The 16292-nt window shown below is 69.7% G+C and carries 13 protein-coding genes; 9 read left to right on the top strand and 4 right to left on the bottom strand.

What is annotated here, in order from left to right:
* Positions 1-93: 93 nt before the first annotated feature.
* The 3 genes from ACGFU7_RS01440 to ACGFU7_RS01430 all read left to right on the top strand — a co-directional run bounded on the left by ACGFU7_RS01440 (position 94) and on the right by ACGFU7_RS01430 (position 7257).
* Positions 94-828 carry a VIT1/CCC1 transporter family protein gene (locus ACGFU7_RS01440; RefSeq protein WP_393691139.1) on the top strand — a complete coding sequence of 245 codons (735 nt, stop codon included), beginning with the start codon at positions 94-96 and terminating at the stop codon, positions 826-828.
* Between the two features lie 407 nt (positions 829-1235).
* Complete coding sequence (gene gltB / locus ACGFU7_RS01435) at positions 1236-5804, top strand: glutamate synthase large subunit (protein WP_393691137.1); 4569 nt, start codon at positions 1236-1238, stop codon at positions 5802-5804.
* On the top strand, positions 5797-7257 hold the full coding sequence (locus tag ACGFU7_RS01430; protein ID WP_393691135.1) for a glutamate synthase subunit beta: 1461 nt from the start codon (positions 5797-5799) through the stop codon (positions 7255-7257). The genes gltB and ACGFU7_RS01430 overlap by 8 nt, the downstream gene beginning before the upstream one ends.
* A 117-nt stretch (positions 7258-7374) precedes the next feature.
* On the opposite strand, the gene ACGFU7_RS01425 is transcribed toward ACGFU7_RS01430, so the two are convergent.
* Entirely contained in the window at positions 7375-8298 is a 924-nt protein-coding gene (locus ACGFU7_RS01425; RefSeq protein ID WP_393691134.1) for a rhomboid family intramembrane serine protease, read from the bottom strand.
* 138 nt (positions 8299-8436) lie between these two features.
* Between ACGFU7_RS01425 and ACGFU7_RS01420 the strand changes: the two genes are divergently transcribed.
* The 3 genes from ACGFU7_RS01420 to ACGFU7_RS01410 are packed head-to-tail and all read left to right on the top strand — an operon-like array spanning position 8437 to position 10302.
* Positions 8437-9180: a vWA domain-containing protein gene (locus tag ACGFU7_RS01420; protein ID WP_393691132.1), complete on the top strand. Its 744-nt coding sequence runs from the start codon at positions 8437-8439 to the stop codon at positions 9178-9180.
* The gene (locus ACGFU7_RS01415) at positions 9177-9746 is read left to right on the top strand and encodes a HutD family protein (RefSeq protein ID WP_393691131.1); all 570 of its coding nucleotides are present in this window, start codon (positions 9177-9179) and stop codon (positions 9744-9746) included. Before ACGFU7_RS01420 ends, ACGFU7_RS01415 begins: the two co-directional genes overlap by 4 nt.
* Positions 9747-9795: 49 nt before the next feature.
* Positions 9796-10302 carry a pyridoxamine 5'-phosphate oxidase family protein gene (locus ACGFU7_RS01410; RefSeq protein ID WP_393691129.1) on the top strand — a complete coding sequence of 169 codons (507 nt, stop codon included), beginning with the start codon at positions 9796-9798 and terminating at the stop codon, positions 10300-10302.
* On the opposite strand, the gene ACGFU7_RS01405 is transcribed toward ACGFU7_RS01410, so the two are convergent.
* Genes ACGFU7_RS01405 through ACGFU7_RS01395 form a run of 3 tightly spaced genes read right to left on the bottom strand, consistent with a single transcriptional unit; the run spans position 10282 to position 13345 of the window.
* Entirely contained in the window at positions 10282-11319 is a 1038-nt protein-coding gene (locus ACGFU7_RS01405) for an acyl-CoA dehydrogenase family protein (protein WP_393691127.1), read from the bottom strand. The two genes, ACGFU7_RS01410 and ACGFU7_RS01405, sit on opposite strands and share 21 nt — an antisense overlap.
* On the bottom strand, positions 11319-12464 hold the full coding sequence (locus ACGFU7_RS01400) for an acyl-CoA dehydrogenase family protein (protein ID WP_393691821.1): 1146 nt from the start codon (positions 12462-12464) through the stop codon (positions 11319-11321). Before ACGFU7_RS01400 ends, ACGFU7_RS01405 begins: the two co-directional genes overlap by 1 nt.
* On the bottom strand, positions 12464-13345 hold the full coding sequence (locus ACGFU7_RS01395; RefSeq protein WP_393691125.1) for an enoyl-CoA hydratase: 882 nt from the start codon (positions 13343-13345) through the stop codon (positions 12464-12466). Before ACGFU7_RS01395 ends, ACGFU7_RS01400 begins: the two co-directional genes overlap by 1 nt.
* 93 nt (positions 13346-13438) lie before the next feature.
* Between ACGFU7_RS01395 and ACGFU7_RS01390 the strand changes: the two genes are divergently transcribed.
* From ACGFU7_RS01390 to ACGFU7_RS01380, 3 genes are read left to right on the top strand one after another with little or no spacing between them, the layout of a single operon-like run.
* The gene (locus ACGFU7_RS01390; RefSeq protein WP_393691123.1) at positions 13439-14221 is read left to right on the top strand and encodes an SDR family oxidoreductase; all 783 of its coding nucleotides are present in this window, start codon (positions 13439-13441) and stop codon (positions 14219-14221) included.
* A 30-nt stretch (positions 14222-14251) separates the two neighbouring features.
* Positions 14252-14863, top strand: a complete 612-nt coding sequence (locus tag ACGFU7_RS01385; protein ID WP_393691122.1) for a TetR/AcrR family transcriptional regulator — start codon at positions 14252-14254, stop codon at positions 14861-14863.
* Between the two features lie 21 nt (positions 14864-14884).
* Positions 14885-16042: an acetyl-CoA C-acetyltransferase gene (locus ACGFU7_RS01380; RefSeq protein ID WP_393691120.1), complete on the top strand. Its 1158-nt coding sequence runs from the start codon at positions 14885-14887 to the stop codon at positions 16040-16042.
* The last annotated feature ends 250 nt before the right edge of the window (positions 16043-16292 follow it).

Raw genomic sequence — 16292 nt, 5'->3', positions numbered from 1 at the left:
CCTTGCTGGCGGGGGACCTTTTTCGTGCGTACTTTCGATGGTGTTGAGCGGGGGCGGAGCGCGTGAAACCCGCTGCCGGAGAAGGGGAGAGTTGTGTCCATCATCGAGACCGACGCCGTACTGCACGAGGCGCATCGCGACAACCACACCCACCGCGATGTGAACGGCGGCTGGCTGCGCCCGGCGGTGTTCGGTGCCATGGACGGGCTGGTCTCCAACCTCGCGCTGATGACCGGCGTAGCGGGCGGTGCCGTCTCCCAGCAGACGATTGTGATCACCGGGCTGGCGGGCCTCGCCGCCGGTGCGTTCTCCATGGCGGCCGGCGAATACACCTCCGTCGCCTCGCAGCGCGAGCTCGTCGAGGCGGAACTCGACGTCGAACGGCGCGAGTTGCGCAAGCACCCCAAGGACGAGGAGCGGGAGCTCGCCGAGCTCTATGTGTCCCGTGGCGTCGAGCCCGGGCTCGCCCGTGAGGTCGCGCGGCAGCTGTCGCGCGACCCGGAGCAGGCCCTGGAGATCCACGCCCGCGAGGAGCTCGGCATCGACCCGGGCGATCTGCCCTCGCCGCTCGTCGCCGCCGTGTCGTCGTTCGGCGCGTTCGCGCTGGGGGCCCTGCTGCCCGTACTGCCGTATCTGCTCGGCGCGAGTGCGATGTGGCCGGCCGTGCTGCTCGCACTGGTCGGGCTGTTCGCCTGCGGTGCGGTGGTCGCCAGGGTGACGGCGCGCAGCTGGCTGTACAGCGGGCTGCGTCAGCTGGTGCTGGGCGGGGCCGCGGCGGCGATCACCTACGGTCTGGGCACGCTGATCGGCGTGGCCGTCGGGGGCTGACGTATCGGCGACCGGGGAGCGGGCAGGCCTTGTGCCTGCCCGTAACGTGTCCGCCATCCGTGTGACGTACGTCTTGGCGTCCGCCTCTGGGCGGAACGGATCCACCCGGCGTAAAATGAGTCTCTATACAAGGCCACGCATAAGTAGCCGTTACCCGGCGGTTTCGTTTCCTTTGCCGCCGGGCATGAGCCGTAGACACCGCAGGCAACGACGCCTGCTCTCTGCGGTCCCCCGGGCGCCGATCCTCCGACTGCGACCCACCCCCACCGCCTCACGCGGTGTCCGCATGTTGGAACGGACTATCCGCTTCTTGAGAAGCGCCCCATCATGTAACCTGCACGAAATTTCGCAGAGGGCCAACGTCGTCCCTCGGCACTGCATATGCCACGACGACGACGGGAGAGCCGATGCGTACCGACGCCTGGTCGCCCATGGACGGTCGCCCCGCCCAGCAGGGGATGTACGACCCCCGTAACGAGCACGACGCCTGTGGCGTCGGGTTCGTGGCCACTCTGACCGGTGTGGCCAGCCATGAGCTGGTCGAGCAGGCGCTGACCGTACTGCGCAACCTCGAACACCGCGGTGCCACCGGATCCGAACCCGACTCCGGTGACGGCGCCGGAATCCTCCTCCAGGTCCCGGACGCCTTCCTCCGCGACGAGGTCGCCTTCGACCTCCCCGAGGCCGGTGCCTACGCCGTCGGAATCGCCTTCCTGCCCGCGGACGACTCCACCGAGGCCGTCCGGAAGCTGGAGAAGATCTCCGCCGAGGAGGGCCTCAAGGTCCTCGGCTGGCGCCAGGTCCCGGTCACCCCGGACATCCTCGGCAACGGCGCCCGCGCCACCATGCCCGAGTTCCGCCAGCTCTTCGTCGCGGACGGCGAGAGCGCCGGCATCGCGCTCGACCGCAAGGCCTTCGTACTGCGCAAGCGCGCCGAGCGGGAGGCCGGGGTGTACTTCCCCTCGCTGTCCGCCCGCACGATCGTCTACAAGGGCATGCTCACCACGGGCCAGCTGGAGCCGTTCTTCCCGGACCTCTCCGACCGCCGCTTCGCCACCACCGTCGCACTGGTCCACTCGCGCTTCTCCACGAACACCTTCCCGAGCTGGCCGCTCGCCCACCCGTACCGCTTCGTCGCGCACAACGGCGAGATCAACACGGTCAAGGGCAACCGCAACTGGATGAAGGCTCGCGAGTCCCAGCTCGCCTCCAGCCTCTTCGGAGCTGCGCAGCTCGACCGGATCTTCCCCGTCTGCACCCCGGACGCCTCCGACTCCGCCTCCTTCGACGAGGTCCTGGAGCTGCTCCACCTCGGCGGCCGTTCGCTGCCCCACTCGGTGCTGATGATGGTCCCCGAGGCGTGGGAGAACCACGACTCGATGGACCCGGCCCGCCGCGCCTTCTACCAGTACCACTCCACGATGATGGAGCCCTGGGACGGCCCGGCCTGCGTCACCTTCACCGACGGCACCCAGGTCGGCGCGGTCCTGGACCGCAACGGTCTGCGCCCCGGCCGTTACTGGGTCACCGACGACGGCCTCGTCGTGCTCTCCTCCGAGGTCGGTGTCCTGGACATCGATCCCGCGAAGGTTGTCCGCAAGGGCCGCCTCCAGCCCGGCAGGATGTTCCTCGTCGACACGGCCGAGGGCCGCATCATCGAGGACGACGAGATCAAGGCCGGCCTCGCCGCCGAGCAGCCGTACCAGGAGTGGCTGGAGACCGGCGAGATCGAGCTGGAGGACCTCCCCGAGCGGGAGCACATCGTGCACACGCACGCTTCCGTTACCCGCCGCCAGCAGACCTTCGGCTACACCGAGGAAGAGCTCCGCGTCATCCTCGCGCCGATGGCCCGCACCGCCGGCGAGCCGCTCGGCTCCATGGGCACGGACTCGCCGATCGCCGCTCTGTCCGAGCGCCCCCGGCTGCTCTTCGACTACTTCACCCAGCTGTTCGCGCAGGTCACCAACCCGCCGCTGGACGCCATCCGCGAGGAGCTCGTCACCTCGCTGCGCTCCACGCTCGGCCCGCAGGGCAACCTGCTGGAGCCGATCGCCGCGTCGTGCCGCAGCGTCACGCTGCCGTTCCCGGTGATCGACAACGACGAGCTGGCCAAGCTGATACACATCAACGCCGACGGCGACATGCCGGGCATGAAGGCCGCCACGCTCTCCGGTCTCTACCGGGTCGGCGGCGGCGGCGATGCCCTCGCGGCGCGGATCGAGCAGATCTGCACCGAGGTCGACGCCGCCATAGAGGACGGCGCCCGTCTGGTCGTCCTGTCCGACCGGCACTCCGACGCCGAGCACGCGCCGATCCCGTCGCTGCTGCTCACCTCGGCCGTCCACCACCACCTCATCCGCACCAAGCAGCGCACCCAGGTGGGTCTGCTGGTCGAGGCCGGAGACGTCCGCGAGGTCCACCACGTCGCGCTGCTGATCGGTTACGGCGCCGCCGCGGTCAACCCGTACCTGGCGATGGAGTCCGTCGAGGACCTGGTCCGCGCCGGTACGTTCATCGAGGGCATCGAGCCCGAGCAGGCCATCCGGAACCTGATCTACGCGCTCGGCAAGGGCGTCCTGAAGGTCATGTCCAAGATGGGCATCTCGACGGTCGCCTCCTACCGCGGCGCCCAGGTCTTCGAGGCCGTCGGCCTGGACGAGGACTTCGTCACGAAGTACTTCAACGGCACCGCCACCAAGATCGGCGGCGCGGGCCTCGACGTCGTCGCCCAGGAAGTCGCCGCCCGCCACGCCAAGGGGTACCCGGCCTCCGGGATCTCCGCCTCGCACCGCGCGCTGGAGATCGGCGGCGAGTACCAGTGGCGCCGCGAGGGCGAGCCGCACCTGTTCGACCCGGAGACGGTCTTCCGCCTCCAGCACGCCACGCGCAACAAGCGGTACGACATCTTCAAGAAGTACACGGACCGGGTGAACGAGCAGTCCGAGCGCCTGATGACGCTCCGTGGTCTGTTCGGCTTCAAGTCGGACCGCGAGGCGATCTCGATCGACGAGGTCGAGTCCGTCCCCGACATCGTCAAGCGCTTCTCCACCGGCGCCATGTCGTACGGCTCGATCTCCCGCGAGGCACACGAGACCCTCGCCATCGCCATGAACCAGCTGGGCGGCAAGTCCAACACCGGTGAGGGCGGCGAGGACGCGGACCGGCTCTACGACCCGGCGCGCCGCTCGTCCATCAAGCAGGTCGCCTCCGGCCGCTTCGGTGTGACCAGCGAGTACCTGGTCAACGCGGACGACATCCAGATCAAGATGGCGCAGGGTGCCAAGCCCGGCGAGGGCGGCCAGCTGCCCGGCCACAAGGTCTACCCGTGGGTCGCCAAGACCCGGCACTCCACCCCGGGTGTCGGTCTGATCTCGCCGCCGCCGCACCACGACATCTACTCCATCGAGGACCTGGCTCAGCTGATCCACGACCTCAAGAACGCCAACCCGGCGGCCCGCATCCACGTGAAGCTGGTCTCCGAGGTCGGTGTCGGCACGGTCGCCGCGGGAGTCTCCAAGGCGCATGCGGACGTCGTCCTGATCTCCGGCCACGACGGCGGAACGGGTGCCTCCCCGCTCACCTCGCTGAAGCACGCGGGCGGCCCCTGGGAGCTCGGCCTCGCCGAGACCCAGCAGACCCTGCTGCTCAACGGCCTGCGCGACCGTATCGTCGTGCAGACCGACGGCCAGCTGAAGACCGGCCGCGACGTCGTCATCGCCGCGCTGCTGGGCGCCGAGGAGTTCGGTTTCGCGACCGCGCCGCTCGTCGTCTCCGGCTGCGTCATGATGCGCGTCTGTCACCTGGACACCTGCCCGGTCGGCATCGCCACCCAGAACCCGGTCCTGCGCGACCGCTTCTCCGGCAAGGCCGAGTACGTCGTCAACTTCTTCGAGTTCATCGCCATGGAAGTCCGTGAGCTCCTCGCCGAGCTGGGCTTCCGTACGATCGAAGAGGCCGTCGGCCACGCCGAGCTGCTCGACACCGACCGTGCGATCACGCACTGGAAGGCGCAGGGCCTCGACCTGAAGCCGCTGTTCTACGTCCCCGAGCTGGCCGACGGCGCCGTCCGGCACCAGCTGGTCGAGCAGGACCACGGTCTCGCCAAGGCCCTCGACAACGAGCTGATCAAGCTCGCCGCCGACGCCCTGAACGCGGAGAGCGCCGAGGACGCCCAGCCGGTCCGGGCCCAGATCGCGATCCGGAACATCAACCGGACCGTCGGCACCATGCTCGGCCACGAGGTGACGAAGAAGTTCGGCGGTGCCGGTCTGCCGCAGGACACCATCGACATCACGTTCACCGGCTCCGCCGGCCAGTCCTTCGGCGCGTTCCTGCCGAGCGGTGTGACGCTGCGCCTGGAGGGCGACGCCAACGACTACGTCGGCAAGGGCCTCTCCGGCGGCCGTGTCATCGTCCGCCCGGACCGCGGCGCCGACCACCTCGCCGAGTACTCCACCATCGCGGGCAACACCATCGCCTACGGCGCCACCGGCGGCGAGCTGTTCCTGCGCGGCCGCACCGGTGAGCGGTTCTGCGTCCGCAACTCCGGCGCGACGGTCGTCTCGGAAGGTGTGGGCGACCACGGCTGCGAGTACATGACCGGCGGCCACGCCGTCGTACTCGGCGAGACCGGACGCAACTTCGCCGCAGGTATGTCCGGCGGTGTCGCGTACGTCATCGACCTGGACCGCGACAACGTCAACATCGGAAACCTCGGCGCGATCGAGGTCCTCTCCGACACCGACAAGCAGTGGCTGCACGATGTGGTGCGCCGCCACCAGGAGGAGACCGGTTCCACGGTCGCCGAGAAGCTGCTTGCCGAGTGGGACAGCGCCGACGGTGGTGTCTCCCGCTTCAGCAAGATCATCCCGTCCACCTACAAGGCAGTGCTCGCCGCCAAGGACGCCGCTGAGCTCGCCGGTCTCTCCGAACAGGAGACCACCGAGAAGATGATGGAGGCGGCGACCAATGGCTGACCCCAAGGGCTTCCTGACCACCGGGCGCGAGGTCGCCGAGACCCGCCCCGTGGGCGAGCGCGTCAAGGACTGGAACGAGGTCTACGTTCCGGGCTCGCTGCTCCCGATCATCAGCAAGCAGGCCGGCCGCTGCATGGACTGCGGCATCCCGTTCTGCCACAACGGCTGTCCGCTCGGAAACCTCATCCCCGAGTGGAACGACTACGCCTACCGCGAGGACTGGACGGCGGCGTCCGAGCGCTTGCACGCCACGAACAACTTCCCGGAGTTCACGGGCCGCCTGTGCCCCGCTCCGTGCGAGTCGGCGTGTGTGCTCGGCATCAACCAGCCGGCCGTCACCATCAAGAACGTCGAAGTCTCCATCATCGACAAGGCGTGGGACAGCGGCGACGTCACCCCGCAGCCGCCCGAGCGGCTCTCCGGCAAGACCGTCGCCGTGATCGGCTCGGGCCCGGCGGGTCTCGCCGCGGCCCAGCAGCTGACCCGGGCCGGCCACACGGTCGCCGTCTTCGAGCGCGCGGACCGCATCGGAGGTCTTCTCCGGTACGGCATCCCCGAGTTCAAGATGGAGAAGTCGCACATCAACCGCCGCATCGAGCAGATGCGTGCGGAAGGCACCAAGTTCCGTACGGAGGTGGAGATCGGCAAGGATATCGACGCCGCCAAGCTCCGCCGCCGCTACGACGCGGTCGTCATCGCCGCCGGTGCCACCGTCTCCCGCGACCTGCCCGTCCCGGGCCGTGAGCTGAACGGCGTGCACTTCGCCATGGAGTACCTGCCGCTCGCCAACAAGGTGCAGGAGGGCGACCTGACGGTCTCCCCGATCACCGCCGAGGGCAAGCACGTCGTCGTCATCGGCGGCGGCGACACCGGCGCCGACTGCGTCGGCACCGCCCACCGTCAGGGCGCGCTCTCCGTCACCCAGCTGGAGATCATGCCCCGGCCGGGCGAGGACCGTAACGCCAACCAGCCCTGGCCGACGTTCCCGATGCTCTACAAGGTCACCTCCGCGCACGAGGAGGGCGGCGAGCGGGTCTACTCCGTCTCCACCACCCACTTCGAGGGCGATGAGGACGGCAACGTCCAGGCCCTGCACCTGGCCGAGGTGGAGTTCAAGGACGGCAAGCTGGAGCAGAAGCCCGGCACCGAGCGGACGATCCCCGCTCAGCTGGTCACCCTCGCGATGGGCTTCACCGGCACCGACCAGTCCAACGGCCTGGTCCAGCAGTTCGGCCTGGCGCTCGACGAGCGCGGCAATGTCGCGCGCGACGCGGACTACGCCACCAACGTCGACGGAGTCTTCGTCGCCGGTGACGCGGGCCGCGGCCAGTCCCTCATCGTGTGGGCCATCGCCGAGGGCCGCTCCGCGGCGCGCGGTGTGGACCGCTTCCTGACCGGAGCCAGCGCCCTGCCGGCTCCGATCCGTCCGACGGACCGTTCCCTGACGGTCTGATCACGGCACACAAAGACGTCCCGTACAACGGCGTACGGAACTGAACGCGGCGCCTGCCCGTCCCCGACCGGACGATCTCGGCAGGCGCCGTGGCGCGTTCCGGGGATGGACGCAGGCTCAGCCCGACAGCGCGGACGTCTTGAGCACCACCAGCAGCACCAGTACGGCGAGCAGTACCACACCCGCGGCGGCCTGGATCGTCGTACGCCGCTTAGCCGGGGCGTACGCGTACGCGACCGTGACGATGCCGCCCGTCAGCAGACCGCCCAAGTGGCCCTGCCACGAGGTGAATCCGGCCGAGATCAGCATCCAGATCAGGAACCCGGCCATGAACCGGTTCACCGCCTGCATATCGCGTCCCAGGCGCCGGTTGATGACGTAGAACGCCGCACCGAGACCGAAGATCGCACCCGAGGCACCCACCGTGCTGTCGAACGGCGCGATCAGATACACCAGGACCGAACCGCCCAGCGCGGACAGCAGATACAGCGCGAGGTAACGGGCCCGGCCCAGCTGCTCCTCGACGACCCGGCCCAGATTCCACAGCGCGTACATGTTGAAGAGGATGTGCAGCACCCCGAACGGCAGCGAGCCGAAGGACGACTCGCCCGGCGGGAGATGCAGGAAGGCTCCGGTCAGCAGCCGGTACCACTCGCCGTCCACCACACCGATCACATCGAAGCCGGGGAAGCTCCCGCCCTCGTAGACGTACTGGGCTCCGTCCGGGCCGTTCAGCCCCGCGCCGAGCATCGCGAACCGGTCGACGATCCCCGGACGGACCAGCTCGCCCAGATACGCCAGGATGTTGAGGCCCATCAGTGCATACGTGACGAGCGGCACCGCGGTCCTCGGCACCGCACCGCCGAACACCGTGCGCGCCTGCCGGACCGAGCGCTGTCCCTCCTTCACGCACTCCACGCAGTGGTGACCGACAGCGGCCTCACGCATGCAGTCGGGGCAGATGAACCGTTCACAGCGGGTGCAGCTCACATACGTCTCGTACGACGGATGGCGATAACAGGTGGTGACCGCGGCCTCCACGGCAGGCTCCTTCACGGGTGGGCGGACACGAGCGGCCGGTGGGGGCGGCGGCGATCAAGATAGCGAACGCCGCCGCCGGAGGTATACCTGGGTGGCTTACGCTCAGGGGTCTGACACGTCGAGGATCGGAGAATCCGCATGGCCGGCTCGTCCGCAGCGAAAGGTCCGGCCATCAGCCTCCGCAAGATCGAGGAGACCGCACCCGCGCTGGTCAGCCTCTACAAGAGCGCCTCGGTCTCGCTGACGAAGCACGGCATGGGCGGGGAGCGCGCAGCGGTCTATCTGGTGCTCGACTACTCCGGCTCCATGAAGGAGTACTACAAGGACGGCAGCGTCCAGGCCCTGGCGGACAGGGTGCTGGGTCTTTCGGCACATCTGGACGACGACGGCCGCGTACCGGTCGTCTTCTTCTCCACGGACATCGACGCCGTCACCGACATAGCCCTGGACAACCACCGCGGCCGGGTCGACGCGATCGTGGCGGGCCTGGGGCACATGGGGAAGACCAGCTACCACCTGGCCATGGACGCGGTCATCGACCACTACATCGACAGTGGCTCGACCGCCCCCGCGCTCGTCGTCTTCCAGACGGACGGCGGCCCGATCAGCAAGCACGCGGCGGAACGCCATCTGTGCAAGGCGGCGAAACTTCCGCTGTTCTGGCAGTTCATCGGCTTCGGCAACAAGCGCAGTACGCAGTTCGACTTCCTGCACAAGCTCGACGAACTGGGCGTACCCGCCAAGCGCGCCGTCGACAACGCCGGCTTCTTCCACGCCGGACCCGACCCGCGCAAGGTCCCGGACACCGAGCTGTACGACCGGCTGGTCGCCGAATTCCCGCAGTGGCTGGCCGCGGCCCGGGCACAGGGGATCGTCAAGTGACGGCCCGGGTGCTGCGGGCGGCCGGCCGTGCGGCCACGCCCTGGAAGAACGGCGGGGGAGTCACCCGGGAGATCGCGGCGTTTCCCGAGGGAGCGCCGCTGGACGCCTTCGACTGGCGGGTCAGCCTTGCCGATGTGTCCCGGGACGGCCCGTTCTCCGCGTTCCCCGGGGTCGACCGCACGCTGACCGTGGTCGAGGGCGCAGGGATGGACCTCATGGTGGGCGGCGAGCACCATATCGTCGACGAGCCGTACTGGCCCCACGACTTCCCCGGTGACCTGGAGACGGAGGGCCGGCTGCTCGGCGGCCCGGTCGTGAACCTCAATGTGATGTACCGCAGGGAGCATACGAGCGCGGAGGTCGCGGTGGTCCGCGGCACCGTCCGGCTGTCGGTGCCTCAAGGCGGGGCGGTGCTGGCCATCGCGCTGGAGGACGGTGCGGTGGTCGACGGCCAGGACGTCGAACTCGACTGCTACGACGCGTTGCTGGCACAGGGGGAATCACCGGGGGTGCTCCGGACGCAGGGGTGGGCGCTGGTGGTCACCCTGTCGAGCCCGAGTGATTGAGCCGGAAATCCGGACAGAAGATGTCGGGATTCCCCGATTTCATGGCCTCATGACATCGAGTTCCTGGGAAGAGTTCCAGTCGGCACAGCCGGCCTTCGCCGACACCGTTCAGGCCCGTTTTGCGCAGTACAAGCACCATGTCCTGGCGACCCTCCGCAAGGACGGATCACCGCGTGTGACCGGCCTGGAAGTGGATTTCCGTTTCGGTGAGCTGTGGCTCGGCATGATGCCGAACTCGCGCAAGGCGCTGGACCTGCTGCGCGATCCACGGTTCGCGGTGCAGGCCAATCCGGGGCCGGACGCCGAGATGGCCGACGGCGACGTCCGGGTCTCCGGCCGCGCGGTGGAGGTGACCGACCCCGCCGTGCTGGCCCGCTTCATCGAAGAGGTGAAGCCGCCGGAACCCTTCCACCTCTTCCGGGTAGAGGTGAGCGAGGTGGTACGCACCGGTCTCGAAGGCGGCGACACCCTGGTCATCCAGGTATGGCGCCCCGGTCACCCGCTGCGCACCTTCCAGAGGGGCAACGACGACGGCTCACTGAGCGAAACCTCCTGACACAGAGGGCCGGGCGGCAGACGCGGCTGGCCCGTCGGCGAGCACCCGCGCCCGGCACGCCCTCGGCGCCCCCCACGCATCGCGCAGGGGGCGTGCCTTGCGCAGCCACAGCGACAGATCCAGCTCCTGCGTGTAACCCACCGCCCCGTGCAGCTGCAGCGCGGTCCGCGCCGCCGCGTACGCCGCCTCGCCCGCCGTCACCTTGGCCGCCGCCACCTCCGCACCGGCGTCCGGCGCCTCCCCGGCGAGCGCGAGTGCCGCCCCGTACAGCAGCGGACGGGCGAACTCCAGCCCGATCAGCGTGTCCGCGAGCCGGTGCTTGACCGCCTGGAAGGAGCCGATGGCCGTACCGAACTGGGTGCGCTGCTTCACATACGCGACCGTGGCCCGCAGCAGCGCCTCGCCCGTGCCGAGCGCCTGCGCGGCCGTGGCGAACGCCGCCCATCGAGCGGCCCGCGCCGCGGCCCGCGCCACCCGGGGCCCGGATGCGAGCAGCTCCCCGCCCGGCTCGGGACGCCACAGCCGCCGGGCCGGGTCGGACGACACGCTGAGCGCTCCGGGCCCGGGTGCGAGCCGCAGCTCGTCGCCGGTCACCGCGAACACGGCGTCCACGGCATCCGCGTCCAGCGCATACGGCCCGCACCCGTCCATCCGGAGCGTCGCCGACGCCGCCCCGGACGCCAGCCGCGGCAGCCACTCCTTGGCCGCCGCGCCGCCCACATCCCCCAGCAGGACCCCGGCCGCGACCGTCTCCACGACCGGTCCCGGCATCGCATGCCGGCCCAACTCGGTGAAGGCGACCGCGAGTTCGACCGGCAGCGGTCCGACGCCCTGGTAGTCCTCCGGTATCGCCAGGGCGAACACCCCCGCCTGTGCCAGCCGCGCCCACAGCACCCTGCCCGGTCCGTGGTTCCCGGCGGCCCAGCCGCGTACCACCGCAGGGGTGTCCGAGGCCGTCAGCATCGCGTCCAGCGAGCGGGCGAACTCCCGCTGCTCGTCATCGAGGAGGAAACGCATCAGCGCCGTCCCTTCGGCAGGCCGAGCAGCCGCTCGGCGATGATGTCGCGCTGGATCTCGTTCGTACCGGCGTAGATGGGGCCCGCGAGGGAGAAGACGTACCCCTCGGCCCATTCGGACTCGGACAGCTCCGCGTCCGGGCCCAGCAGATCGAGCGCCGTCTCGTGCAGCGCGATGTCGTACTCGGACCAGAACACCTTGTTCAGGCTGGACTCCGCGCCGATGGCCGTCCCCGCCGCGAAACGTGAGGCGTTGGCGCAGGTGAAGAGCTGATACGCGCGCGCCCCGATCACCGCGTCCGCCACCCGGTCCCGCAGCGCCGTGTCGGACGGGTCGCCATGGTTACGCCACAGCGCGGCCAGCCGGTCCGCGGCGGCCAGGAAGCGGCCGGGGGAGCGGAGCGTCAGTCCGCGCTCGTTGCCCGTTGTCGACATGGCGATACGCCAGCCCTGTCCGGGCTCCCCGATGATGTCCGCGTCCGGTACGAACACCTCGTCCAGGAACAGCTCGGCGAAGGCGGGCTTGCCGTCGAGCCGGCCGATCGGCCGCATGGACACCCCCGGCGCCGACAGGTCGAACATCAGATACGTCAGCCCGTGGTGCGGCTTCGCGGCCTCGGGATCCGTACGGAAGATGCCGAACGCCCGGTCCGCGAACGCGGCCCGCGAGGACCAGGTCTTCTGCCCGGAGAGCAGCCAGCCACCGTCCGTACGCACCGCCCGCGAACGCAGTGACGCCAGGTCGGAGCCCGACTCGGGCTCGGACCAGGCCTGCGCCCAGATCACCTCACCGCTCGCCATCGACGGCAGGACCCGGGCCCGCTGCTCGTCCGTGGCGTGGTCGAAGAGCGTCGGGGCGAGGAGGCTGATGCCGTTCTGCGAGACCCGGCCGGGGCCGCCCGCCGCGTGGTACTCCTCCTCGAACAGCAGCCACCGGAAGATATCGGCGCCCCGGCCGCCGTACTCGGCAGGCCAGGAGACGACCGACCAGCGGTCCGCGTACAGCCGCGCCTCCCACTCCCGGTGCGCGGCGAAGCCCTCGGCGGTCTCCAGGGACGGCAGCGGCCCGGAGGGGACGTTGGCCCGCAGCCACTGCCGCGCCTGGGCCCGGAACGCCTCCTCCTCGGCCATGTACGACAGATCCATCACGCACCCGCCTTCTTCATCGAGGCGATGTCCATGCCACCGAGCGGGTCCGCCGCCGTCTCCGCGTTGTGTGCATGGGCGAGGTGGTGCAGACCGAAGACCGAGTCCATGCCGGCGTGCAGCCCCTGAAGGTCTTCGGCCTGATTGACGGCACGCTTGGTCAGGGCCAGCCCCAGCCGTGGCATCTTTGCGATCCGCAAGGCCAATTCATGGGTGCGTCCGGCGAGTTCGCCGCGCGCCACCACTTTGTTCACCATGCCGACCTCGTACGCCCGGCGGGCGCTCATCCGGTCACCGGTGAACAGGAACTCCTTCGCGATCCGGGGCGGCATCACCCAGGGGTGCGCGAAGTACTCGACGCCGGGGATGCCCATCCGCACCACCGGATCGGCGAAGAAGGCGTCCTCGCTCGCCACGATCAGATCGCAGATCCAGGCGAGCATCAGCCCGCCGGCCACACACGCCCCCTGGACGGAGGCGACGACCGGCTTCGGCAGCTCGCGCCAGCGCCTGCACATGCCGAGATAGACCTCCGACTCACGGGCGAAGCGGCTCTCCGCGCCGGCCTTGTCGCAGTGGTCCCACCACAGACCGGCCCTGCGCGCGAAGGGCAGATGCGCATCACGCCCGGGTGTGCCGATGTCATGGCCCGCCGAGAAGTGCTCCCCGGCGCCCGCCAGCACGACCACCTTGACCTCGGAGTCCTCGGCGGCCCGGTAGAACGCGGCGTCCAGGGCGTAGGTCATCGCCGAGTTCTGGGCGTTGCGGTAGCGCGGGCGGTTCAGCGTCACGTACGCGACCGGGCCCCGGTGCTCGTACAGCACAGGATCGGACCGGAGGTCACCGGCGTCACCGGCAGATGTGTCGTGGGTGGCGGGCATCGGCTCATCCTTCCCTAACAAGTGTTTGGTAGGTTAACGTACGAGCATGAGCACCGTCGAGGATCCGCGGGCCGAGACCGAGGAGGCGCGGGCGTGAGCGCACCGCAGTACGTACCCGGACACGGCCTGCTGGCCGGCCGCAACGCCGTCGTCACCGCAGCCGCGGGCGCCGGAATCGGCGGCGCCACGGCCCGCAAATTCCTTGAGGAGGGCGCCCGCATCGTCATCGGCGACGCACACGCCCGCCGGCTGAAGGAGACCGAGCAGGCGTTCGCCGAGGAGTTCGGCGTGGACCGCGTCGCGTCACTGCCCTGCGACGTCACCGACGAGACCCAGGTCCAGGCGCTCTTCGCGCTCGCCGAACAGGCCCACGGCGGCCTCGACATCGTCGTCAACAACGCCGGCCTCGGCGGTACCGCCGAACTCACCGAGATGACCGACGAACAGTGGACCAGGGTCCTCGACGTCACCCTGAACGGCACCTTCCGCTGCACCCGGGCCGCCCTGCGCTCACTCAAGGCGGCGGGCCGCGGCGGCGTCGTCGTCAACAACGCCTCCGTCGTCGGCTGGCGTGCCCAGAGCGGCCAGGCCCACTACGCCGCCGCCAAGGCGGGCGTCATGGCCCTCACCCGGTGCGCCGCGATCGAGGCCGCCGAGTACGGCGTACGTGTCAACGCCGTCGCCCCCAGCCTCGCCATGCACCCGCACCTGGTGAAGGTCACCTCCGCCGAACTCCTCGACGAACTGACCGAGAAGGAGGCCTTCGGCCGCTACGCCGAGCCGTGGGAGATCGCCAACGTCATCGTCTTCCTCGCCAGCGGCTACTCCTCGTACATGACGGGTGAGGTCGTCTCCGTCAGCAACCGGCATGCCTGACGGGAGGACGGCCGGGCGGAGAATGGGCGGGTGCCTACCAAGAAGAACCCCCAGGTGACCCCCTCACCCGAGCGTCGCCGCGAACTGCTCGCCACCGCCGCCGAGGTGTTCGCCGCGCAGGGATACAACGCCACCACCGTCCGCAAGATCGCGGACGCGGCCGGGATGCTCGCGGGCAGCCTCTACTACCACTTCGATTCCAAGGAATCGATGATCGACGAAATCCTCTCGACCTTCCTCACCGAACTCTGGGAGGGGTACGACGCGGTGCTCGCCGCCGGACTCGGGCCCCGGGAGACCATCGAGGCCCTCGTCACCGAGTCCTTCCGGGAGATCGACCGGCACCGCGCCGCCGTCGCCATCTACCAGAAGGAGTCCAAGCACCTGGCCACCCAGCCGCGCTTCCAGTACCTCGTCGACTCCCAGCAGAAGTTCGAGAAGGCCTGGCTCGGCACGCTGGAACGCGGCGTCGCCGACAAGACCTTCCGCGCCGACCTCGACATCCGCCTCACCTACCGCTTCGTCCGCGACACCGTCTGGGTCGCGGCGTCCTGGTACCGGCCCGGCGGACAGCACAGCCCCGAGGAGATCGCCCGCCAGTACCTCTCGATGGTCCTGGACGGCATCGCCCTCGACACCTAACCCACCCAAGGAGCGGCAGTCATGGCCGAGGCATACATAGTCGAAGCGGTACGCACTCCGGTCGGCCGGCGCAAGGGAGGACTCGGCCCGGTCCACCCCGCCGACCTCGGCGCCCATGTCATCAAGGCCCTCGTCGAGCGGACCGGAATCGACCCGGCGGCCGTCGAGGACGTGGTCTTCGGCTGCCTCGACACCGTCGGACCGCAGGCCGGTGACATCGCCCGCACCTGCTGGCTGGCGGCCGGACTGCCCGAGGAGGTCCCCGGCGTCACCGTCGACCGCCAGTGCGGCTCCTCCCAGCAGGCCGTGCACTTCGCCGCCCAGGGCGTCCTGTCCGGCACCCAGGACCTCGTCGTCGCGGGCGGCACCCAGAACATGACGCAGATCCCGATCGCCTTCGCCTCCCGTCAGGCCGCCGAGCCCCTGGGCCTGACGGACGGCCCGTACGCCGGCAGCGAGGGCTGGCGCGCCCGGTACGGCGACGCACCGGTCAACCAGTTCCACGGCGCCCAGCTGATCGCCGAGAAGTGGGGCATCAGCCGCCTGGACATGGAGGAGTTCGCTCTCCGTTCCCACCGGCGCGCGATCCGCGCCATCGACGAGGGCCGCTTCGCGCGTGAGACCGTCGCCTACGGTGACGTCACCACCGACGAGGGGCCACGCCGCGACACCACCCTGGAGAAGATGGCGGGCCTCAAGCCGGTCCTGGACGGCGGCACGATCACCGCCGCCTGCTCCTCGCAGGTCTCCGACGGAGCCGCCGCCATGCTCATCGCCTCCGAGCGCGCCGTGGCCGAGCACGGCCTCACCCCGCGCGCCCGCATCCACCACCTCTCGGTGCGCGGCGAGGACCCGATCCGCATGCTGTCGGCGCCGATCCCGGCCACGGCATACGCGCTCAAAAAAGCCGGAATGACCATCGACGACATCGACCTGGTCGAGATCAACGAGGCATTCGCCCCGGTCGTACTTGCCTGGCTGAAGGAGACCGGAGCCGACCCGGACAAGGTCAACGTCAACGGCGGCGCGATCGCCCTGGGCCACCCGCTCGGCGCAACCGGTACAAAATTGATGACGACACTGCTGCACGAGCTGGAGCGCACCGGCGGCCGCTACGGGCTGCAGACCATGTGCGAGGGCGGCGGTCAGGCGAATGTGACGATCATCGAACGGCTCTGACCCCCGACACGCCCCCGGCCAGGCCCTCGACCCGGCTGCCGCGCAGCTCCGGCACAGGCCCCGGGAACGATTTTCGCGACGTTCTCAGATCGCTCCGGGCCGGGGACGGGCCAGTGATCCCAAGGGCTCGGGCAAAAAATTCGCCGGCCGGCGGCGCGGCGTGTCCCACCGCCGGTCGGCAGAACGTGCTACGGTTGCCGAGTTGCAGTTTTGGTACCCATGAACTTTATGTGCGCCTGACGGGAATGCT

The organism is Streptomyces sp. NPDC048473 (assembly GCF_043200155.1).
Lineage (GTDB): Bacteria > Actinomycetota > Actinomycetes > Streptomycetales > Streptomycetaceae > Streptomyces.
The sequence above is the reverse complement of the archived record's forward strand: the minus strand, read 5'-3'. Positions and strand labels throughout refer to the sequence as shown.